The sequence below is a fragment of the Caballeronia pedi genome (genome assembly GCF_001544915.2).
GTDB classification, from domain to species: domain Bacteria; phylum Pseudomonadota; class Gammaproteobacteria; order Burkholderiales; family Burkholderiaceae; genus Caballeronia; species Caballeronia pedi.
Genome location: NZ_FCOE02000027.1, coordinates 87,647 through 107,379 on the forward strand (window position 1 = coordinate 87,647; position 19,733 = coordinate 107,379).

Below are 19,733 nucleotides of genomic sequence, written 5' to 3' on the forward strand. Positions count from 1 at the left end.
ATTATCGGGAACGGGACCGTGAAACTCTATTCGCTTTAGAATATGGATTTATAAGCCGGGGTTATAAATCACCATGTCGCGTGATGAGCGTTCCGTTACGGCAGAAAGCATCGACGCGATCGGCCTGCGTTTCGATCTCGTCGAGCTGGAGACCTTTCTCGCGGTGATCGAACTGGGCAGTTTCAGCGCGGCGGCGAAGAAAATGCATGTGTCGCAGCCGTCCGTGACGAACCGCGTCCAGCGGCTCGAATCGATGCTGAAGACCAGGCTCGTCGAGCGCACGACGCGGCGCGTGACGGCCACGCCCGACGGCGAGGAACTCGCGCGCCGCGCGAAACTCGCCCTCGAGGGTTTGCGCGAACTGCTACGGGATTTCCAGTTGCGGGCGGCGGCGTCGAAGCTGCGCACGGTGGTCGCAACCACGCCGATGCTCGCCGCCGTCGTGCTGCCTCAGCTCATCCAGTCGTTTCGCCAGGCCCATCCCGCGATGCAGATTCAGGTCAGGGACCTGCAATACGAAGATGTGCTCGCATCGGTCGAATCGGGTCAGGCCGATCTCGCCGTGAGCGCGTTCGACGGCGACTCCAGCACGCTGCGATTCGAGCCGCTCGCGCTGGAGCCGATGCTCGTCGTGCTGCCGAGAGCGCATCCGCTCGCGGGCGCGAAGCACATCTCGCTCGAACAGCTCGCCGATTTGCCGCTCATGCTGCTCGACCGTTATGCGCTTTTGCAGACGCGGCTGTCGGCGGAACTGGCCAAGCGCGGCTTGACGCTGAGCACGATCCAGCACGCGACCAATGTCGGCACGGTGCTCGGGCTCGTCGATGCGGGTCTGGGCGCGACCTTCCTGCCGCGCTACATGGCGCAGCGCTATTCGCTGGAATCACGCGCGACGCTCGACGTGACCGACATCGACCTGTCGCGCAACTTCGGTGTACTGGTGCGCGCGAAAGCGGACCTGAACCTGGCCTCGACGCTGTTTCTCGATCATCTGCGCGCGCACTTCGCGGCGACGCTGCGCGCTGATTCCGGCTGACTACTTCGCCGCGCCTTTCGCTTTCTTCGGCGCGCGCGGCGGCACGGTCATCGAGGTCATCGCTTCGGGCACGGTCTGTCCGAGCGAGCGAAAGGTCGTATCGGTGATGATGCTGCGAAAGGTCTGCTCGGCGAAGTCCGGATCGCCCGACTTCAGCGCCTCGACGAACTCGTGATGATGATGCACGACGCTGCCGCTGCGCACTTCATAGTTCGCGTTGCCCTGCTGATAGAGCCGCACGAGCGAGCTGATGGAATGCCACGTGGTATGCAGCAGGTCGTTGTCGGCGAGCGTGCAGACGAGTTCGTGGAATTCCCAGTCGACATCGCGCAGCGCGGCGGCGTCGTGGCTCGCTTCGGCGCGCTCCAGATCCGCAAGCGATCGTTCCAGCATCGCGATCACCTCCGGCTCATGACGGCAACGCGCCGCGACGAGCCGCGCCGCGAAGCCTTCCAGCACGGCGCGGATGCCCGTCATGCGTACGAAGTCGTCCTGCGATACTTCGGCGACATAGGTGCCCTTGCCGCGAATGGTGAACACCAGGCCGTTCGCTTCGAGCGACTTGAGCGCCTCGCGCAGCGGCCCGCGACTCACGCTGAGCCGCTTGGCCAACTGTGTTTCGACGATGCGCTCGCCCGCCTTCAGATCGCCCGCGCGGATCGCGCTGACGATGCGGGCTTCGACGAGTTGCGGCAACGACTGTTGCTGCGGCAGGTCCCATTTCTGATCGTGTGCGCTCATGGACATGCGCCGTTTTGAGAAGACCCGGGAGGCGGCGCGCGGTGCACTGTTCGACGCGCCGGGCCGCTTGAAAAAGGAAGCGGAATCTTATCAGATCGACCCTTCTTCCCTGAGCGTCGCGAGCTGTTCGGTGTCGAGGCCGAGCAAGCCGCGATAGACCTCGTCGTTGTGTTCGCCCAGATCCGGCCCGAGCCAGTCGACGCCGCCCGGCGTCGCGGAAAGACGCGGCACGACGTTCGGTATCGCCAGCTCGCCGATCCGCGCGTCCTGCATGTACTTGATGTTCTCGCGCGCCGCGTACTGCGGGTCCTCGAAGATCTCGTCGACGCCATACACCGGGCCGCACGGCACCTGAAACTGCTCGCAGCGCGCGAGCACTTCGTCGCGCGAAAACTGGGCAGTCCATTCGCCCACGGTGCGATCCACCTCCGCGCGATCGCGCTCGCGGCCCGAAATATGCCCCCACTTTCCGGTGCCCGCGACTTCGGGCATGTCCATCGCCTCGGCCAGACGCGCGAAGATCTTGTCGCTGGTGCAGGCGATCGCGATCCAGCGGCCGTCCCTGGTCGGATAGTGGCTGTGCGGCACGACGTTCACCGTGCCCGGACCCATGCGCTGGCGCACGAAGCCGTTCTGCTGATACGACGGCGCGAGTTCGTCGAGGATGCGGAAGATCGGCTCGTACAGGCCGATATCGACGAACTGCCCTTCGCCCGTGCGCTCGCGCGCCTGGATCGCGAGCAGCGCGCCGAGCGCGCCGTAGAGGCCGGCCATGTAGTCGGGAATCGTCGCGGAGCCGGGTGTGACCGGCGGCCGGTCCGGATAGCCCGCGAGAAACGACAGCCCGCCGAACGCATTGCCGATGCGCCCGAAGCCCGGTCGATCGCGATACGGCCCGGTCTGCCCGAACCCCGAGATGCGTACCATGATGAGCCGCGGATTCACTTCATGCAGCACGTCCCAGCCGAGGCCCCATTTTTCGAGCGTGCCCGGCTGAAAATTCTCGACGAGAATGTCCGCATCGGCGACGAGCTTCTTCAAGATCGCCGCGCCGCCGGGCTTGCGCAGATCGAGCGTGATCGACTTCTTGTTGCGGCATTCCGAGAGCCACGGCAGCGTGACGCCCGCTTCCGTCATCGATCCGAAGCGGCGCAGCGCGTCGCCCACGTCGGGCAGTTCGGCCTTGATGACCTCCGCGCCGAATTCGCCGAGCTGCGTCGAGCAGAACGGTCCCGCCAGAAAACTCGATACGTCGATCACGCGGACGCCGTCGAGCGGACGAACAGTGCGCGTCGTTGATGCGGACGATGAAGCAGTCATGCCGATTCTCCGATTCAGATGGTCGAACAGATTCAGGCCGCGTTCGCGCGCGCGTCGATCTGCGCGGCGAAGTCGAGCACGCGTTGCGCGCGGTACGCGACCGGGTAATCGATGAACGCGCCGTCCAGCCGGATCGACGCGACGCCTTCGGCCTCCGCGCGCCTGAACGCCTCGACGACGGCGCGCGCGTGGCCGATCTCGGCGGCGCTCGGCGAGAACGCGCGGTTGACCGCATCGCACTGCGCCGGATGGATGCACAACTTGCCCTGGAAGCCCATGCCGCGCGCGCGGGCGGCCGAGCGCGCGAGACCGTCGGCGTCGTCCAGACGCACCCATACGGTGTCGACCGGCGCCTGCAGTCCCGCCGCGCGCGACGCCAGCACGAGCGCGCTGCGGTAGGTCTGCAGTTCGAACTCGTCGTCGCTCCAGACGAGGTTCATGTCGAGACAAAAGTCGCCCGCGCCGAACGCAAAGCGCTTGAGGCGCTGCACGCGCTGCGAGGCCGCGTTGCACAGCGCATCGATGACGGCGAAGCCCGCGCCCGTCTCGACGATCGGCATCAGCTCGACCGAGTTCGCGTCGAGGCCACGCTCGCGTTCGATCTGCGTGATGAGCCAGTCCGCCGTATGCAATTGCTCGACCGATTCGAGCTTCGGCAGCACGATGCCGTCGACGCCGCGCGCGACGACCGCCTGCAGATCGCCGAATGCGTACTCGGTGTCGAGCGCGTTGATGCGCACGTAACCGCGCGCCCGATGCGCACGCTGCAGCGCGTCGACGACCTGCGCGCGCGTCGCGACTTTCTCGCTGGCGGCGACGGCGTCTTCGAGATCGAGGATCGCGGCGTCGACATCGGCGGCGAGCGCTTTCTCGACGCGCCGCGCGTGGTTGCCGGGGACGAACAGGAATGTACGGGATAGCGCCATCGAATAGCTCCTCAAGATTTCTGATTCAATCCGGACTCCAGACTTTCGAGCGACCTGCCGCGCACGTTCGGACCGAGCGCGGCGAGCAGCACCGCCATCACGACATACGCGACACCGACCGACGACACCACATAGAACGGGTTCTTCAACGTGAGGAGCGCGGCCGCGACGGCGAACGGCGTGACGGCCGACGCGAGGCGTCCGATCAGCGCGGCCGTGCCGAGTCCGCGCAACCGCACGCCGGTCGGAAGAATTTCGGGAATGTACGTCGCGAAGCCGACCGACGAGATGAAGAAGATCGCCGCGACGAGAATCAGGCCCGTGATCATCAGGCCGGATGGCGACGTCTGCTGCGCGTACACGACGCCCGCTGCCGCCGCAACCAGCGCGGCGGCGACGAGCGCCCAGCGCCGCTCGATGCGATCCGCGAGCACGATGCCGAGCAGCGGCCCGATAAAGCCGCCCGTGAAGCTCACGGCGGCGAAGGTGAAGGTGCTGCCGAGCGTGAGGCCGCGCGAGACGAAGAGCGTCGGCAGCCAGCTGATCAGCACGAACAGCCCCGTGAGATGGCAGACGTTGAAGACGATCGCCAGCGCGAAGCGGCCGCGCACGAGCGGCGAGACGAGCGCATCCCAGCCGAGATGGCGCGCCGGTTCGCGCCCGGGTTCGGCGTCGGGCAGCGGCTTGCCCTGTCGCACGATGGTCGCTTCGATGGCGTCGAGCACGCGCGCGGCTTCCTCGTCGCGCCCGACGGATGCGAGCCAGCGCGGCGACTCCGGCAAGAGCCGTTTGTTCGCGAACACGAGCAGCGCGGGAATCACCGAAAGCAGGAACAGGATGCGCCAGCCCACTTCGACATCCGTGTTCGGCACGATGAGCCGCGCCATCAGCGCGCCGAACGGCAGGCCGCCGTTGAGCAGCAGCGCGACCGCCGACTGGAAGCGTCCGCGATAGCGCTTCGGCGTGAACTCGTTGAGATACGCGTAACCGGTGACGGTCACGGTGCCGATCGCAAAGAGGTTGAGGGTGCGGAACGTGAGCAGCATGCCGTAGCTCGTCGCGAGACCGCAGCCGACGCTCGACAGGCTGTACGCGAGCACGGTCGCCTGAAAGAGCCGCCGCCGTCCGATGCGGTCGCCGAGCAGGCCCGCCGCGATCGAGCCGAATGCGGCCGCGACGAGCGGCACCGAGATGAAGGTCGCCGTGGTCGCCGGCGTGAGCCAGCCGTGCTTGTGCAGCGCCGGAATCACGAAACCGGTCACGGTGAGGTCGTAGCCGTCGAAGAACATCGCGACGCCCAGGATCGCGAACAGCACCCAATGAAAACGCGCGAGCGGCAGCCGCTCCAGCCGTCCCGCGATATTCAGCGCGGACGTGCGCGCATCGGCCACGGCGCCGACATCGGCCTCGTCATACGACGCCAGCGTTGCCTGCTTCATGAGCTTCTCCCTTGAGCGAACGCCGCGACGTCGAGCATGCGCTGCATGCGCGGGACGAGATCGATCGCGACGAATTCGCCATCGACGATGGCCGTGCCCTCACCGCTCGCTTTCACCGCCTCGAATGCATCGACGATGCGGCGGGCGCGCGCGGCTTCCGCTTCGGTAGGCGTGAAGGCGCGGTTGACCGCATCGACCTGCGCGGGATGGAACACGACCTTGCCGCTGAAGCCCAGCTCTTTCGCGCGCAACGCGTCCTCGTGCGTGCCGTGCGGATCGCGCAGGCCGTGCAGATACGGCGCGTCGATGGCGTCGCAGCCGATCGCGCCCGCCGCCGCGACGATCGTCGAGCGCGCCCACAGCAAGGCGGTCGGCGTGATCGCGGCGCCGGTTTCCATCGTGTAGTCGCCGGAGCCGAAGAAGAACGCGCAGCAACGCGCCGACGCATCGCCGATGGCGAGCGCGTTCAGCACGCCGCGCGGCGTTTCCAGCGTGACGATGAGTTGCGGCGAGGCGCCGTGCCGGGCGAGCGCGTCGTCGAGCCAGCGCAACTGTTCCGGCGCTTCGACCTTCGGCACGAGCAGCGCGTCGCAGTGCGGGAGCGGGATCGCGTCGAGATCGCGCTGACACTCCGCCGTGCCCACCGCGTTGATGCGCACGACGCGTTCGCGTCCGCCGAAATCGAGCGCCGGCATCAGCCTGGCTAGATTTGCGCGCGCTTCGTCGCGGCGCGCGGGCGGCACGCCGTCTTCGAGATCGAAGACGAACGAGTCGACCGCTAGCTTCATCGCGCCCGCCATGCGGTCGGGACGATGCGCGGGCGTGATCAGCATCGAGCGGCGCATCCGGTGAGCGAGGGCGCGCGTCATCGCGGCCTCCGCTGCGATCGTGACGGGACTAAGAGCACGCGAAAGAGCATTCGATCGTCTCCTGAAGAAGCCCGCCGCGACGTTGTCAGCGAGTCTTTAATTCATTCTGTCAAACTGTCGACAGTCGGACGATAGGGGTAAACGCGCCGGAATCCGTTCGCCGCCGATGCCGCGCAAATCGCCGCAATGCCCGCCGCGCAAGGCTTTCCCGCTTGCTGCCGCAATCGCGATATGCAGGCGATGCATAACAGGTATTCAAGCGTGCGCGCCGCGCTCTCAATACGCTTCACGAACATCGACCCGCCGCCCACCAAGAGCGGGACATCCGTTTCATTCGCCTTGAATCACAGGAGACATTCCATGAGCATCGATGCAATCGACGGCGCGTCCGCGCGTTCCGTCGACGAAGAAAAGCTGTACAAGAAGCTGCTATGGCGCATCGCGCCGATCCTTTTTCTCTGCCACACGTTCTCGTTTCTGGATCGCGTCAACATCGGCTTTGCGAAGCTGCAGATGCTCGGCGACCTGAAGATCGGCGATTCGGCGTTCGCGCTCGGCGCGAGCATGTTCTTCATCGGCTATATCGCGCTGGAGATTCCGAGCAACATCGTGCTGCACCGGGTCGGCGCGCGGCGATGGATCGCGCGCATCATGCTGACGTGGGGTCTCATCTCGGCGAGCACCATGTTCACCGCCGAACTCGCGCATCTGTTCGGTATCCAGAACGCGACGATGTTCTACATCCTGCGTCTCTTGCTCGGATGTTGCGAAGCCGGTTTCTATCCCGGCGTGCTGCTCTACATCAACTACTGGTTTCCTTCCGATCGCCAGACGAAAGTGACCTTCGGCCTGCTGCTCGCGCTGCCGACCAGTCTCGTGTTCGGCGGTCCGCTTTCGGGCTGGCTGATGCAGCATTCGCACGGCTGGCTCGGCTATAGCGGCTGGCAATGGATGCTGATGATCGAAGGCATTCCGGCGATGGCGCTCGCGTTCCTCGTGTACTTCGGCCTCACCGACAAAATCAATCAGGCGCGCTGGCTCACCGATGCGGAGAAGCGTCTGCTCGAACGGAACGTCGTCACCGAAAGCGCGCACAAGGAGTTTCATTTCGGCGCGGCGCTGCGCGACTATCGCGTGTGGATCTGCGCGGGGATCATCTTCACGTATGCGACGGGCTGGTACGGCTTGTCGTTCTGGCTGCCGTCGATCGTGCGCGAATCCGGCGTGAAGGACACGTTCCATATCGGCGTGCTCACGGCGATTCCGTTCGTCTTCGCCGCCGCGACCATGCTCTTCAACGCGTGGCATTCGAGCAAGACCGGCGAGCGCCGCTGGCACGCCGCGATTCCCGCATTCGTCGGCGGCGCGGGGCTGATCCTGAGCGCGGTCTTCGCGAACAATACGCCGCTAGCGATCGTCTGTCTGTGCTTCGCGGCATCGGGTGTGCTGGGGTTGACGCCGGTCGTCTGGACGTATCCGGGCAGCCTGCTTTCCGGCACGGCCGCGGCTGCAGGCTTCGCGATGATCAACTCGTTCGGCAGCCTCTCCGGCATCGCGGGTTCGTGGATCACCAGCCTGATGAAGCAGATGACCGGCAACATCAACAACGGCACCTACGCGCTCGGCTTCGTGCTGATGTGCACCGGCGTCCTCGTGTTGTCGATGCCAGCGGCGACCTTCGCGCGCGGCAAGCAGGCGCAGAAGCCGGCCGAAGCCAACATCGAGAGCGAAGCGCTGACGGATTCGCCCGCATAACAGGTATGCAAGCGATGGCGGGCGCGGCTCGCTACGCTTTGCATCGTTCCAGTCGATGACTATCGGGAGAGTGCATGCTGCCACGGGTGCCGGGCTTTTCTTTGCAGGGCAGACGCGCGTTGATCACGGGCGCGGGACGCGGCATCGGTCTCGCGGCGGCGGCGGCGCTGGCGCAGGCGGGCGCGAGCGTGACGCTCGCCGCGCGATCGGCGGATGAGCTAGAACGCGCCTGCGCACAGATCGACGCGGACGGCGGCCAGAGCCGCTGCATCGTGCTCGACGTGACCGATGCGCGCGCCGTCGACGCGGCGATCGACGAATCCGGGCCTTTCGACATCCTCGTGAACTGCGCGGGAATGAATCGCCCGAAGCCGCTCGTCGATGTGGCGGACGAAGACATCGACGCCATTCTCGATCTCAATGTGAAAGCCGTCTTTTACGTATCGCGCGCGGTGGCGAAACGCATGCTGCGCGAAGGCATCGCGGGCTCGATCATCAACGTGTCCTCGCAGATGGGACATGTCGGCAGTCCGAAGCGCACGGTGTATTGCGCGTCCAAGCATGCGATCGAAGGCCTGACGAAAGCGCTCGCGTGGGAACTCGGTCCGCACGGCATCCGCGTGAACACCGTGTGTCCGACGTTCATCGAAACCGCGTTCACCGCGAGCATGTTCGATGCACCCGGCTTTCGCGAATGGGTCACGGAGCGGATCGCGCTCGGCCGCGTGGGACGCGTCGAGGAAGTCATGGGCGCGATCGTGTTTCTCGCCGGCGACGCATCGACGCTCATGACCGGCAGTGCGCTCATGCTCGACGGCGGCTGGACGGCCGCCTGACACACATCAATCAATCGAAGCAGGAAAGACGATGAACGTATCGCAAGTGAATCCCGGCCAGCCGGTGGCGGTGGTCGGCGCGGGCCTCGTGGGCGCGGGATGGGCCATCGCGTTCGCGCGCGCGGGCCTGAATGTGCGCATTTACGACGCCAATCCGCACACCGCATCGGCGGCGCTGCCGTGGGCGGCGAACCAGCTCGCGGCGCTGCATCGGCATGGGCTGATCGATGAAGCGCCCGAAGCCGTCGCCGCGCGGCTCACGCTCGCGGACTCGCTCGCGCAAGCCATCGACGGCGCGGCCTACGTGCAGGAATCCGTGCTCGAACGCGTCGACGTGAAGCGGCAACTGATGCTCGATCTCGACGCGCTCGCGGGCGCGGACGTCGTCATCGGCAGTTCGAGTTCGGGCATCAAGGCCTCCGACTTCGCCAACGACCTGACGATCTCGCCGCGCGTGCTGATCGCGCATCCGGTCAATCCGCCCTATCTCGTGCCGGTGGTGGAACTGGTGCCGTCGACGCAGACGTCGCCGGAAACGATCGCTTTCACCGATCGTCTCATGCGCGGCATCGGCCAGAGCGTCGTGCATGTGCGCAAGGAGATCGAGGGCTTCGTGCTGAACCGCCTGCAGGCGGCGCTGCTGCGTGAAGCGTGGGCGCTTCAGCGCGACGGCATCGCGAGTTGCGAGGACATCGACAAGACCGTGCGCGACGGGCTCGGCTGGCGCTGGTCCTTCATGGGCCCGTTCGAGACGATCGATCTGAATGCGCCAGGCGGGGTTGCCGATTATGCGAACCGGCTGGGGCCGCTCTATCACTCGATCGCTCGCTCGCGCACGGAAGACGGTCCGTGGGATGACGCGCTGATCGCGCGCGTCGAGCGCGACCGGCGTGCCCATCTTCCCGCCGATGCGCTCGCCGCGCGCCGCGACTGGCGCGACGAACGGCTGATGGCGTTTGCCGCCGCACGCGCGAAGGATGGCGACAAGCGCTAGCGTCGCGCTCTGACGTCAGTCGGGGATTTCCGGCTCGACCAGTCGCGCCAGTTGAACCAGCGACTCCTGCCAGCCGAGATAGCACATCTCGACGGGAATCACATCGGGCACGCCTTCCTGCACGATGTCGAGTTCGGTGCCGCAGGACACCTGCCGCAGCGAGACGGTGACGTGCATCTCGCCGGGCAGGTTCGGATCGTCGAAGCGGTCCGTGTAGCGGATTTTTTCGAACGGCACCAGTTCGAGATACTCGCCGCCGAACGAGTGGCTATGGCCGGTGCTGAAGTTGCGGAAGGACATCTTGTGCGTGCCGCCCGTGCGCGCTTCCAGTTGATGCACCTGACAGGTGAACCCGTAGGGCGGAAGCCACTTCGCCATCGCGTCGGGTTCGAGGAAGGCGCGATAGATGCGCTCGGGCGTCGCGCGCAGCACGCGGTGAAGTCGGACGGTTCCAGTGGTCGTAGTCATGGTGTGTTCGCCTTTCGATGAAATGAGTTGGACACACTTTCACGACGATGCGCCGACGCCGGAATCGACATCGGACGGATCAGGGAAAACCCACGCTACGCCTTCGGAAGCCCGAAGTGCGTCATGACCCCGTTCACGCCCGACACGTTTTCCGCCGCCACGCGAAGGGCGTTGCCTTCTTCCGCGCTGACGATCGGCCCCCACAGATGCACGATGCCGTTCTCGACCGTCACGTTCTCGCTCGCAAGCGCCCACGGCTGCTCCGCGATGGCGGCGAGCACCGCTTCGCGAATCGAGTGATCGCTGCCGTCGGTGTCGGCGGGCAGCTCGGGCGCCATCGTTACGAGCGCGCGGATCAGGTTCGAGCGGCTCACCACGCCGACCACCTTGCCGTCCCGCATGACGGGTACGCGCTTGATGCGGCGGCGTTCGAGCAACTCGGCGATGTCGGCGACCGGACACGTTTCGGTGATGGTCGCGACGTCGGTGGTCATCACGTCGCCGACCTTTCTCGCGTGCTCCTTCACATACTGGCTCGCGAGATCGCGCGTCGATGCGACCAGTTCGAGCCACCACGCGCGCTGCGTGACGCCGGTGCCGATCTCCGCGCGATGCATCAGATCGCCTTCCGTGACCATGCCGAGCAGGCGGCCGTCTTCGTCGATCACGGGCATGCCGCTGACGCCGGCGAACACCATGGTCCCGGCCGCCTGACGCACGGACATGTCGGGATGGGCGGAAATGATCTTTTTCGTCATGACGTCGGCAGCGCGCACTTGCATCTCCTTGAAGGGAAAGATCTTCTATTGTCCGGCTTGCCGCGTATTGTGCGCTTGATCCCGGTCAAGCGCTCAGCCGGAAGCCGTGGCGAAACCGAACAGCCTGCGCGGCGTTTCCCATTGAATCTGCCGCCGCGTCTGCGCGTCGGGCACGATCTTCTCGAACAGCGTCAGCAGCGGTCCGTAGTCGAGCCGCTCGGGCGCGCGCAGGAACGGCCAGTCGGAACCCCACACGCAGTTCTGCGGCCCGAACGCGCGCAGCAGCGCATGGGCGAACGGCCACGCGTCCTCGTACGGATGCGCCTCACGCGCGTACTTCTGCCAGCCCGACAGCTTGACGCTCGCTCGGCCGCTATCCGCGAGCCGCAGCAACGCCTGAAAGCCCGGCTGAGCAATCCCCGCGCCGATGTCGGGCCGCCCACAATGATCGATCGCGAGCGTCGCCGCCTGCCGCGCGAGCCACGGTTCGAGCGCCGCCATCTGATCCCCGGTGACCTGAACCTGCGCGACCATCCCGAGGTCCGCGAGCGATGCGAACAGCCCGCCCGCCTCTAGCACGGCGTCGAGACCTTCCATCGCCGGATTGAACGCGACGCCCGCCACGCCCGCGCGTTGCAGCGCCGCAAGCTCGCTGCGGGCGATGTCGTTATCGACCACCGCGATGCCGCGAAGGCGTCCTTCGTAGGTTTCCAGCGCGTCGAGCAGGCAGCGGTTGTCGGTCCGGTAACCGCTCGTCGGGCCGACGAGCAGCGCGTGCCGCACGCCGTATGCATCCATCACGCGGACAAACTGCGCAGCCGTGCCGATCTCCTGCTGCGCCGGCCGATACGGCGTGTCGTCGCGATACGGAAAGCGCGCGGGATCGAATACGTGACAGTGGCAGTCGATCTTGTCTTCTTCGAACAGCGTCATCTCAGGTTTCCTCTTTCACAAGCGCGTCGTTCCTGTCGACGATGCGCCGCGCCGAGCCGTACGCGCGCGCGAGCCGGACATCGGAGGGCAGCGACGGAAACGGCATCTCGACGCTCAACGCCACATCGGCAGGCAACGCGCGCAACAGCGCGTCGAGCGGCAGCGCGCCTTCGCCCGGCGGCAGGCGGTCGGCGCGCGCTTCGTGAATCGCTTCGTCGTCGCTGGCAGGCAGACACGCGCGCGCATCGCAGAGTTGCGCGCTGCCGATCCACCCGCACGGCATCGCGCCGACGTCGTCCGGCGTGCCGCCCGAGCGCGACAGATGCAGCGCGTCGACGAGCACGGCGAGATTCGGATGCGCGACCCGCGCGATCATTGCGCGGGCTTGCGCCAGCGATGCAACATGCCGCCAGCGCATGAATTCCAGATCGATGCGCAAACCGTACGTCCGACCGAGTTCTGCAAGCGCGGCGAGATTGTCCGCGAGGCGCACCGGGTCCGGATCGTCGCCCGACACGTTCACGCAGCGCGCACCCAGCGAAGCCGCCGCTTCGAAGAGTAGCGCAAACGAAGCGGGCACGAGTTCGGGCACGACAGGAATGAACTCGACATCGTGGAGCGCGATGCCTTCGCCCGCGAGCGCGTCCTGCAATTCACGATGCGCGGCGGTGCCGGGCGTCGTCGGCCAGGCAATCGCGCCGGGCACCGCCGGATGCATGCGCAGGCCGACCGCGTCGAAACCGGTATGCGCGGCGAGCCGGACCCACGGCACCGGCGCAACGTCCAGCGCGGTCAGATGCGCGGCGGCAAGCGGCCGCGCGGCGAGCGTAGCGGCGTTCAATACGTGGCCCTCCCGCCCGTCAGGTCGAAGGTGAAGCCCGTCGTGAAGCTGCACGCGGGACTGGCGATCCAGCTCACCATCGCGCCGACTTCATCGATCTGCAGGAAGCGGCCCATCGGAATCTTCGCCTTGCTCGCCTCGATATGCTGGTCCGACATCTCGTGGAACAGCTCCGTCTCGACCATCGCGGGCGCGACGCAATTGATCAGCACGTTGTCGCGCGCCAGTTCCTTCGCGGCGGACTTGGTGAACGCGATCACGCCCGCCTTCGCCGCGGAGTACGCGGAGATGTACTGCACGCCCTCCTTGCCCGCGATCGACGCGACATTGACGATCCGCCCGCCGCCGCGCGCGCGCATATGCGGGATCGCGACGCGGCAGCAATAGAACACGCTGTTCAGGTCGACGGCCAGCACGCGCTGCCATGCATCGACGGGATACTCCCAGCTCGGCACGACAGGACCGTTGATACCCGCGTTGTTCACGAGAATGTCGACGCGGCCGAGCGCCTCGAGCGTCGCACCGAATGCGCGTTCGACCGATTCGTACGACGCGACATCGACCGGCTGCAGGTGATCGGGTTCGAAGCCGAGACGCTGCGCGTCGCAGCCCGCGATATCGAGATCCCAGATCGCGACGCGCGCGCCGTCGGCTTTCAGCTTGCGGGCGATGCCGAGGCCGATCCCGCGCGCCGCGCCCGTGACGATGGCCACCTGGCCGTCGAGAGAATGACTCATTGCGATGATTTCCCTGCGTGGTTCAGTTGGAGGAGGAAGCGGACGCCGCAAATTCGATGCGCCTGATGTCGCCGACGACGAAGACATATGAAAGCGCGCCGAGCAGCGTGACGCCCGAGATGAAGGCGAGCGCGTAGACGAACGAGCCGGTCGCGTTGACGATCAGCCCGATCACGAGCGGCGTGACGATGCCCGCCGCGTTCGCGAACAGATTGAAGATGCCGCCGCTCAGGCCCAGCAGGCCCTTCGGCGCGATATCGGAGACGATCATCCACGCGAGCGCCGACATCCCTTGCGCGAAGTACGCAACGCACAGAATCGCGATCACCAGGCTGATCGAGTCGACATAGTTCGCCAGCACGATGCTCGATGCAGCGACGAGACCGGCGATCACCGGCAGCTTGCGCGACCAGTTCAGCGAGATGCCACGGCGCAGCATGGCATCGGAAATCCAGCCGCCCGCGAGCGTCCCGACCGACGCGGCGATGAACGGCAGCACCGCGACCATGCCGACCTTGAGCCACGGCATGTGGCGTTCGGTGACGAGATAGGTCGGGAACCAGGTCAGGAAGAACACGTTGGTCGAATTGCACGCGAACTGGCCGATGCAGATGCCGAGCATGCTGCGGCGGCGCAGGAGCGCGGCGATATCGGCCCAGCGAAAGCGTGTCGCCTGCTGGCTGCCGTCGACGACGCCGCCGCCACTCGCGATGTAATCGAGTTCGGCGCGGTTCGCGCGCGTCGATTCGTGCGGCTCGCGAAAGCGCATGAGCCAGACCGCGCCGAACGCGACGCCCACCGCGCCGACGATGCCGAACAGCGCGCGCCATCCGTAGAGATGATCGATCCAGAAGAGCAGCGGACTCAGGAACGCGAGACCGACATATTCCGCGAAGGTGTAGACGCCGGTCGCGCGGGCGCGCTCGCTCTGCGGAAACCAGATCGCGACGACGCGGCTGTTGGTCGGAAAGCACGGCGCTTCCGCGATGCCGATCAGCAGCCGCATGATCAGCAGCGAGACGAAGCCCGTCGCGAGCCCTTGCAGCCCGGTGAACAGCGACCACAGCGTCAGCGCGAAGAAATAGGTCCAGCGGGTGCCGATGCGGTCGAGCATCACGCCGCCCGGAATCTGCGACGCGGTGTAAGTCCACGAGAACGCGGAAAAGATCACGCCCATCAGCGCGGGCGTCAGGCCCAGTTCGTGGCTCATGCCGGGCGCCGCGATCCCGGCGACACTGCGATCGAGGTAGTTGATCATCGTGCCGATCGCGAGCAGCGCGAGGATGCCGAAGCGCGCCCGGGTGCGCGTCGCGGCGGGCGCGGCGGCGATGGCCTCACTCGCCATCGATTGGGTCTGGTTCATCGTGTCTCCATCCATTTGTATTGATGACTGGTACGCCTGGAAATACTAGAGAGATGACGGACCGCTGTCGTATGCCCAGTTTCAGCTAACCTATAACCTTTGGTTAATCGCTGAATCGGAGGCGAAGGAACGATGCGCTTCAAGCTGCGGCAAATGGAAGTGTTTCGCGCGGTGATGCTGACCGGCTCGATCAATGCGGCCTCGAAGATGCTGTACGTATCGCAACCGGCGGTCAGCAAGCTCGTCGCGCACACGGAGACGACGCTGGGCCTGCGTCTCTTCGAGCGCGCGAAAGGCCGGCTGATCCCGACCGCCGAGGCGCAGGCGCTCTTTCGCGAAGTGGAGCAGGTCTATCAGGCGGCGCTGCGCGTCGACGAATTCGCGCGGGCGCTCGCGCTCGGGCCGGCAAGTCTTCTGCGTATCGCGTGCAGCCCGTCGCTTGCGCCCGCGATCGTCGCGCCGGCCATCGTCGAATTGAAACGGCAGTTGCCGGGACTCAGGGTCGATTGGCACACCACGCTGATGGCCGACATGCCGCTCGAAGTGCTGAGCAAGACGGTCGATGTCGCGGTGACGTCGCTGCCGATCGAACATGAACATCTCGAAGTCGTGCCGTTCATGCGCGGACGCATGGTGTGCGTGCTGCCGCCGGATCATCCGTTCGCCGCGCGCGAGCGGATCGCACTCGCGGATCTGAAGAGCGAGCCGATGATCCTCTTCAGGCGCGACATCCCGTTCGGCACGATGATCGCGCGGGCGTGCCAGCAGGCCGATGTCGAACTGACCTCGGTCGTCGACGTGACGCGCGCCGATCAGGGGCTCGCGCTCGTGCGCGGCGGCCTCGGGCTCGCCATCGTCGACGAGTATGCGACCGGCGGCGTGGATTGCGTGGTGCGCCCGCTCGTCGAGGATCTGGAGATGGTGTCGACGTTCGTCTATTCGAAGTTCTCGCCGCCGTCGCGAAGCGCGATGGCGTTGATGCAGGCCGTCTGCCGACGCGCCGATGAACTGGGCAGACGGATCGGCGCAGTCAATTTTTAGCCAGGCTCACCGGTTTCCTCAGCCAGTCCACGAAGTCGCGCATGTGCACGGGCTTGTCCGCATCGAGCGGGATCAGCGCGTAGTAGGTCGAGCCTTTCGCGGTGAGATCGGGAAACGGCATCTGCACGCGGCCGACGGCGCAATCGGTGTCGAGCGTCGGAAACGGTCCGATGCCGAAGCCCAGTCCGTCGACCACGGCCTGCAGCGTGACGAAGAAATGATCGAATCTCAGCGTGCGGTTGGCGCGCAGCGATGCATGGCCCGCCGCTTCGAGCCACGCTTCCCAGTCGCCGGGACGCGTTTCGCTCGTCAGCCAGGTTTCGGCGGCCAGTTGCTCGACGCTCGACACGCCTGCGCGCGCAAGCAACGCCGGACTCGCGATAACCGTGTTGTGCTCCTGAAAAAGCTGCCAGCTCTGGAATTGGCCGCCCGGCGGCACATGGCGGCGGATCGCCAGATCGAAGCTGCCCCGCAATGCCGGCTCGGTCGACATCGCCGTGGAGACGCGCACGTCGACATCCGGATAGCGCTCGGCGAACAGCGGCAACTTCGGGATCAGCCAGCGCATCGCCACCGTAGCCGACGCGCTCACGCGAATGACCTTCACGCGCTGATTCTTGCCGTAGCGTTCGGCGGCATCGGCGATGTGATCGAACGCCGCGCTGATCTCGCGGGCGAAGGCGCGCGCGTGCGGCGATGCGACCATGCTCTGGCCGTCGCGCGCGAACAGCGGCTGGCCGAGCCAGTCTTCCAGATTCGCGATGTGCCGGCTGATCGCCCCGTGCGTCAGATTGAGTTCGCGCGCCGCGGCGGAATAGCTGCCGGCGCGCGCTGCGACTTCGAACACGCGCAGTGCGTTCAGCGGTGGGAGCTTGTGTCTCATATGTGATTTTTTCTGACAGATATCGCGTCTTTTTTTCGATTGTGTGAGCGCATCGCTCATCTTACGCTGGGTCTGTCTCAACCAGAAAAGGTGCGCTCATGTCCTCCCAGATTATCGTCAATGCCCGCCATTACAGAATGCCTGCCGCGCCGACCATCGTGGTCTGCGTCGACGGCTGCGAGCAGGAATACATCAATCAGGCCATCCTCGCCGGTCAGGCGCCGTTCCTCGCGAAGCTCGCCGGGTTCGGCACGGTGCTGACCGGCGACTGCGTGCTGCCGTCGTTCACCAACCCGAACAACGTGTCGATCGTCACCGGCGCACCGCCCGCCGTGCACGGCATCTGCGGCAACTTCTTTTTCGACGAAGACACGTGCACGGAAGTCCTGATGAACGATCCGAAGTATCTGCGCGCGCCGACCATCCTCGCGGAAATGGCGCGCGCGGGCCAGCGCGTGGCCGTCGTCACCGCGAAGGACAAGCTGCGCGCGCTGCTCGGACACGGCCTGCGCGGCGTCTGCTTCTCGGCGGAAAAGGCCGATCAGCTCGATGTCGAAGTGCATGGCGTCGCCGGCATGATCGAACGCATCGGCATGCCGCTGCCTTCGGTGTACAGCGCGGAGCTGTCCGAGTTCGTGTTCGCGGCGGGGCTGTCGTTGCTGCGGCGCGAGCGTCCGGACCTGACGTATCTGTCCACGACCGATTACGTGCAGCACAAGCACGCGCCGGGCACGCGGGAAGCCAACGCTTTTTACGCGATGATGGACCGCTATTTCGCGCAGTATCACGACGAAGGCGCGGTGCTCGCCATTACCGCCGATCACGGCATGAACGCGAAGACCGATTCGATCGGGCGGCCGCGCATCGTGTATCTGCAGGACCGGCTCGATGCGCGCTTCGGCAACCAGAGCACGCGCGTCATCCTGCCGATCACCGATCCCTATGTGGTCCATCACGGCGCGCTCGGCTCCTACGCGACGGTGTATATCAGCGAGCGCGAACGGCAGAAGGAGGTGGCGGATTTCATTGCGGGCATCGCGGGCGTCGAGGCCGTGCTGACGCGTGCTCAGGCATGCGAGCGCTTCGAATTGCCGCCGGACCGTATCGGCGATCTCGTGGTGCTGGGCGAGCGGCTCACCGCGCTCGGCAGCGCCGCCGACAAGCACGATCTTTCGGGTCTCACCGTGCCACTGCGTTCGCACGGCGGCGCGTCCGAACAGAAGGTGCCGCTGCTCTTCAACCGCAAGCTGAGCGGTATCGACGACGCGCGACGGCTGCGCAATTTCGACGCATTCGATCTCGCGCTCAATCACCTCGCCTGACCACGACACCCGCGAGCGCGACGAAGAATCGCGCCACCAGGAGACATCATGCCCTCGGATACACCCGACGTTCTGGATTACGAAACATCTCGTCGCGAGACCACGCTTGCGCAATACAAATGGCGTGCGCTCATTGGCGTCACGTTTTGCTATCTGTTTTACTACACCGGGCGGCAGACGCTCGGCTTCGCGGTCAGCGGCATCCAGCTCGATTACGGGCTGTCGAAGTACGAGATTGGCTGGATCAGCGCGACGATGCTGTGGTGCTACGCAGGTGGCCAGTTCATCAACGGCAATCTCGGCGACAAGCTTGGCGGCAAAACGATGATGATCGCGGGCGCCGTGCTCTCGCTCGCGGCCAACTGGCTGTTCAGCTTCGGTCACACCTTCGTGTTCTTTCTGCTCGCGTGGGGCCTGAACGGCTATTTCCAGTCGATGGGCTTCGCGCCCGGCAGCCGCCTGCTGTCGAACTGGTGGGGCAGCAAGCATCGCGGTTTCGTGTACGGTGTGTATGTGGGGTTTTCGGGCTTTTCGTCGGTGCTCGCGTATATCCTGCCCGTGCTGATTCTCGGCTCGATGCATCTCGGCTGGGTGTGGATCTTCCGGCTGGCGCCGCTTTCCATGTTGCTCGGCGCGCTGGTGCTGCTCATCTTCGTCGCGGAACGTCCCGAGGACAAACGTCTGCCCGCCGTCGACAGACTCGCACAAGAAGACGCGCCGTCTTCCGCCGGTGACGATCTGAGCAGCGCGCAGCGTTATCTGCTCGTGCTGAAGAACTGGAAGCTTTACATCACCGGGCTCGCGATCGGGTTTCAGAACGCCGCGCGCTATGCGCTGGTCGTCTGGGTGCCGGTGCATTTTCTCGGCATGGACTGGAAGACCTCGACTGCGCTCATCGATCCGAAGTGGATCACGGTGGCGTTGCCGATCGGCATGGCGCTCGGCTCGCTGTCGAACAGTTGGATCTCCGACGTGCTGTTCCGGGGCAAGCGCTACGTCGCGATCGTCTGCTACATGGTGCTCGCCTCGGTCACGGCGATGTGCATGATGCTCGTTCCGCACGGCAGTATGACCGGCGTCGTTCTGCTGTTCCTGTGCGGCTTCTTCGTGTTCGGTCCCGCGTCGTCGTTCTGGGCGCTGTGCCCCGATCTGTTCGGGAGGCGTGCGGCAGGCACCGCGACAGGCGTGCTCAACACGATGTCGTATGCGTTCGCGGGCATCGGCGAACCGGTGATCGGACATGTCATCGACGCGACGGGGCAGACCACGATCATCTTTCCCATCGTCGCGGGGCTCTGCGCGGCTAGTGCATTGATGTCGATGCTGATCAAGCGTTGAAGTCAGGTCGACAAAACGCAAAAACCCCACCTTTTCGGGGTGGGGTTTTTGTTTGGAGCATGAGGAGCCTGACGATTACCTACTTTCACACGGGAGCTCCGCACTATCATCGGCGTGGAGTCGTTTCACGGTC

Annotated in this window: 19 protein-coding genes; 7 read left to right on the forward strand and 12 right to left on the reverse strand. The window is 65.5% G+C overall.

Translation table 11 applies throughout. The features are described 5' to 3' along the window. Positions 1–73 precede the first annotated feature (73 nt). The gene (locus AWB80_RS29945; protein ID WP_061178306.1) at positions 74–1,036 is read left to right on the forward strand and encodes a LysR family transcriptional regulator; all 963 of its coding nucleotides are present in this window, start codon (positions 74–76) and stop codon (positions 1,034–1,036) included. Here the strand turns inward: AWB80_RS29945 and AWB80_RS29950 are convergent, their stop codons facing one another. The 5 genes from AWB80_RS29950 to AWB80_RS29970 form a co-directional block, all read right to left on the reverse strand. After that, the gene (locus AWB80_RS29950; RefSeq protein WP_061178307.1) at positions 1,037–1,777 is read right to left on the reverse strand and encodes a GntR family transcriptional regulator; all 741 of its coding nucleotides are present in this window, start codon (positions 1,775–1,777) and stop codon (positions 1,037–1,039) included. It abuts the gene before it with no gap. Between the two features lie 90 nt (positions 1,778–1,867). Continuing rightward, positions 1,868–3,097 carry a CaiB/BaiF CoA transferase family protein gene (locus AWB80_RS29955; protein WP_061178308.1) on the reverse strand — a complete coding sequence of 410 codons (1,230 nt, stop codon included), beginning with the start codon at positions 3,095–3,097 and terminating at the stop codon, positions 1,868–1,870. A 32-nt stretch (positions 3,098–3,129) separates the two neighbouring features. Continuing rightward, the gene (locus AWB80_RS29960; RefSeq protein WP_061178309.1) at positions 3,130–4,023 is read right to left on the reverse strand and encodes an HpcH/HpaI aldolase/citrate lyase family protein; all 894 of its coding nucleotides are present in this window, start codon (positions 4,021–4,023) and stop codon (positions 3,130–3,132) included. Between the two features lie 11 nt (positions 4,024–4,034). After that, the gene (locus AWB80_RS29965; protein WP_061178310.1) at positions 4,035–5,462 is read right to left on the reverse strand and encodes an MFS transporter; all 1,428 of its coding nucleotides are present in this window, start codon (positions 5,460–5,462) and stop codon (positions 4,035–4,037) included. Beyond that, positions 5,459–6,331, reverse strand: coding sequence for an HpcH/HpaI aldolase/citrate lyase family protein (locus tag AWB80_RS29970; protein WP_061178311.1), 873 nt, complete (start codon positions 6,329–6,331; stop codon positions 5,459–5,461). Before AWB80_RS29970 ends, AWB80_RS29965 begins: the two co-directional genes overlap by 4 nt. A gap of 360 nt (positions 6,332–6,691) precedes the next feature. Here AWB80_RS29970 and AWB80_RS29980 point away from each other — a divergent pair, with 360 nt between their 5' ends. The 3 genes from AWB80_RS29980 to AWB80_RS29990 all read left to right on the forward strand — a co-directional run bounded on the left by AWB80_RS29980 (position 6,692) and on the right by AWB80_RS29990 (position 9,916). Further along, a complete protein-coding gene (locus AWB80_RS29980; RefSeq protein ID WP_061178313.1) occupies positions 6,692–8,086 on the forward strand; it encodes an MFS transporter in 1,395 nt (464 codons plus the stop codon). A gap of 74 nt (positions 8,087–8,160) precedes the next feature. Further along, positions 8,161–8,922 carry an SDR family NAD(P)-dependent oxidoreductase gene (locus AWB80_RS29985; protein ID WP_061178314.1) on the forward strand — a complete coding sequence of 254 codons (762 nt, stop codon included), beginning with the start codon at positions 8,161–8,163 and terminating at the stop codon, positions 8,920–8,922. Between the two features lie 31 nt (positions 8,923–8,953). Further along, positions 8,954–9,916, forward strand: a complete 963-nt coding sequence (locus AWB80_RS29990; protein ID WP_061178315.1) for a 3-hydroxyacyl-CoA dehydrogenase — start codon at positions 8,954–8,956, stop codon at positions 9,914–9,916. 15 nt (positions 9,917–9,931) lie between these two features. Here AWB80_RS29990 and AWB80_RS29995 read toward each other — a convergent pair whose 3' ends face one another. From AWB80_RS29995 to AWB80_RS30020, 6 genes are all read right to left on the reverse strand, one after another. Beyond that, a complete protein-coding gene (locus AWB80_RS29995; RefSeq protein ID WP_061178316.1) occupies positions 9,932–10,384 on the reverse strand; it encodes an SRPBCC family protein in 453 nt (150 codons plus the stop codon). Positions 10,385–10,479: 95 nt separating this feature from the next. After that, the gene (locus AWB80_RS30000; protein ID WP_061178335.1) at positions 10,480–11,160 is read right to left on the reverse strand and encodes a CBS domain-containing protein; all 681 of its coding nucleotides are present in this window, start codon (positions 11,158–11,160) and stop codon (positions 10,480–10,482) included. A gap of 75 nt (positions 11,161–11,235) precedes the next feature. Beyond that, positions 11,236–12,075, reverse strand: a complete 840-nt coding sequence (locus AWB80_RS30005) for an amidohydrolase family protein (protein WP_061178317.1) — start codon at positions 12,073–12,075, stop codon at positions 11,236–11,238. 1 nt (position 12,076) lies between these two features. Then, positions 12,077–12,916 carry a sugar phosphate isomerase/epimerase family protein gene (locus tag AWB80_RS30010; protein WP_061178318.1) on the reverse strand — a complete coding sequence of 280 codons (840 nt, stop codon included), beginning with the start codon at positions 12,914–12,916 and terminating at the stop codon, positions 12,077–12,079. Then, positions 12,913–13,653, reverse strand: a complete 741-nt coding sequence (locus AWB80_RS30015) for an SDR family NAD(P)-dependent oxidoreductase (RefSeq protein WP_061178319.1) — start codon at positions 13,651–13,653, stop codon at positions 12,913–12,915. The genes AWB80_RS30010 and AWB80_RS30015 overlap by 4 nt, the downstream gene beginning before the upstream one ends. A 22-nt stretch (positions 13,654–13,675) precedes the next feature. Continuing rightward, on the reverse strand, positions 13,676–15,016 hold the full coding sequence (locus tag AWB80_RS30020) for an MFS transporter (RefSeq protein ID WP_061178320.1): 1,341 nt from the start codon (positions 15,014–15,016) through the stop codon (positions 13,676–13,678). Positions 15,017–15,148: 132 nt separating this feature from the next. Between AWB80_RS30020 and AWB80_RS30025 the strand changes: the two genes are divergently transcribed. Then, complete coding sequence (locus tag AWB80_RS30025; RefSeq protein WP_061178321.1) at positions 15,149–16,057, forward strand: LysR substrate-binding domain-containing protein; 909 nt, start codon at positions 15,149–15,151, stop codon at positions 16,055–16,057. Here AWB80_RS30025 and AWB80_RS30030 read toward each other — a convergent pair. Next, positions 16,047–16,940: a LysR substrate-binding domain-containing protein gene (locus tag AWB80_RS30030; protein WP_061178322.1), complete on the reverse strand. Its 894-nt coding sequence runs from the start codon at positions 16,938–16,940 to the stop codon at positions 16,047–16,049. The genes AWB80_RS30025 and AWB80_RS30030 overlap by 11 nt on opposite strands. 98 nt (positions 16,941–17,038) lie before the next feature. On the opposite strand from AWB80_RS30030, the gene phnA reads away from it, so the two are divergent. Together phnA and AWB80_RS30040 are read left to right on the forward strand one after the other, a co-directional pair. Next, positions 17,039–18,262: a phosphonoacetate hydrolase gene (gene phnA, locus AWB80_RS30035; protein ID WP_061178323.1), complete on the forward strand. Its 1,224-nt coding sequence runs from the start codon at positions 17,039–17,041 to the stop codon at positions 18,260–18,262. Positions 18,263–18,310: 48 nt separating this feature from the next. Next, a complete protein-coding gene (locus AWB80_RS30040) occupies positions 18,311–19,600 on the forward strand; it encodes an MFS transporter (RefSeq protein WP_061178324.1) in 1,290 nt (429 codons plus the stop codon). Positions 19,601–19,733: the final 133 nt, after the last annotated feature.

Excerpts from the sequence above, each read along its gene's own strand:
- AWB80_RS30015 (WP_061178319.1), bottom strand. The coding sequence starts at position 13,653 with ATGAGTCATTCTCTCGACGGCCAGGTGGCCATCGTCACGGGCGCGGCG.
- AWB80_RS29945 (WP_061178306.1), top strand. The coding sequence starts at position 74 with ATGTCGCGTGATGAGCGTTCCGTTACGGCAGAAAGCATCGACGCGATC.
- AWB80_RS29960 (WP_061178309.1), bottom strand. The coding sequence starts at position 4,023 with ATGGCGCTATCCCGTACATTCCTGTTCGTCCCCGGCAACCACGCGCGG.
- AWB80_RS30040 (WP_061178324.1), top strand. The coding sequence starts at position 18,311 with ATGCCCTCGGATACACCCGACGTTCTGGATTACGAAACATCTCGTCGC.
- AWB80_RS29980 (WP_061178313.1), top strand. The coding sequence starts at position 6,692 with ATGAGCATCGATGCAATCGACGGCGCGTCCGCGCGTTCCGTCGACGAA.
- AWB80_RS30030 (WP_061178322.1), bottom strand. The coding sequence starts at position 16,940 with ATGAGACACAAGCTCCCACCGCTGAACGCACTGCGCGTGTTCGAAGTC.
- AWB80_RS30020 (WP_061178320.1), bottom strand. The coding sequence starts at position 15,016 with ATGAACCAGACCCAATCGATGGCGAGTGAGGCCATCGCCGCCGCGCCC.
- AWB80_RS29995 (WP_061178316.1), bottom strand. The coding sequence starts at position 10,384 with ATGACTACGACCACTGGAACCGTCCGACTTCACCGCGTGCTGCGCGCG.
- AWB80_RS30025 (WP_061178321.1), top strand. The coding sequence starts at position 15,149 with ATGCGCTTCAAGCTGCGGCAAATGGAAGTGTTTCGCGCGGTGATGCTG.
- AWB80_RS29965 (WP_061178310.1), bottom strand. The coding sequence starts at position 5,462 with ATGAAGCAGGCAACGCTGGCGTCGTATGACGAGGCCGATGTCGGCGCC.
- AWB80_RS29990 (WP_061178315.1), top strand. The coding sequence starts at position 8,954 with ATGAACGTATCGCAAGTGAATCCCGGCCAGCCGGTGGCGGTGGTCGGC.
- AWB80_RS30005 (WP_061178317.1), bottom strand. The coding sequence starts at position 12,075 with ATGACGCTGTTCGAAGAAGACAAGATCGACTGCCACTGTCACGTATTC.
- phnA (WP_061178323.1), top strand. The coding sequence starts at position 17,039 with ATGTCCTCCCAGATTATCGTCAATGCCCGCCATTACAGAATGCCTGCC.
- AWB80_RS29985 (WP_061178314.1), top strand. The coding sequence starts at position 8,161 with ATGCTGCCACGGGTGCCGGGCTTTTCTTTGCAGGGCAGACGCGCGTTG.
- AWB80_RS29970 (WP_061178311.1), bottom strand. The coding sequence starts at position 6,331 with ATGACGCGCGCCCTCGCTCACCGGATGCGCCGCTCGATGCTGATCACG.
- AWB80_RS29955 (WP_061178308.1), bottom strand. The coding sequence starts at position 3,097 with ATGACTGCTTCATCGTCCGCATCAACGACGCGCACTGTTCGTCCGCTC.
- AWB80_RS29950 (WP_061178307.1), bottom strand. The coding sequence starts at position 1,777 with ATGAGCGCACACGATCAGAAATGGGACCTGCCGCAGCAACAGTCGTTG.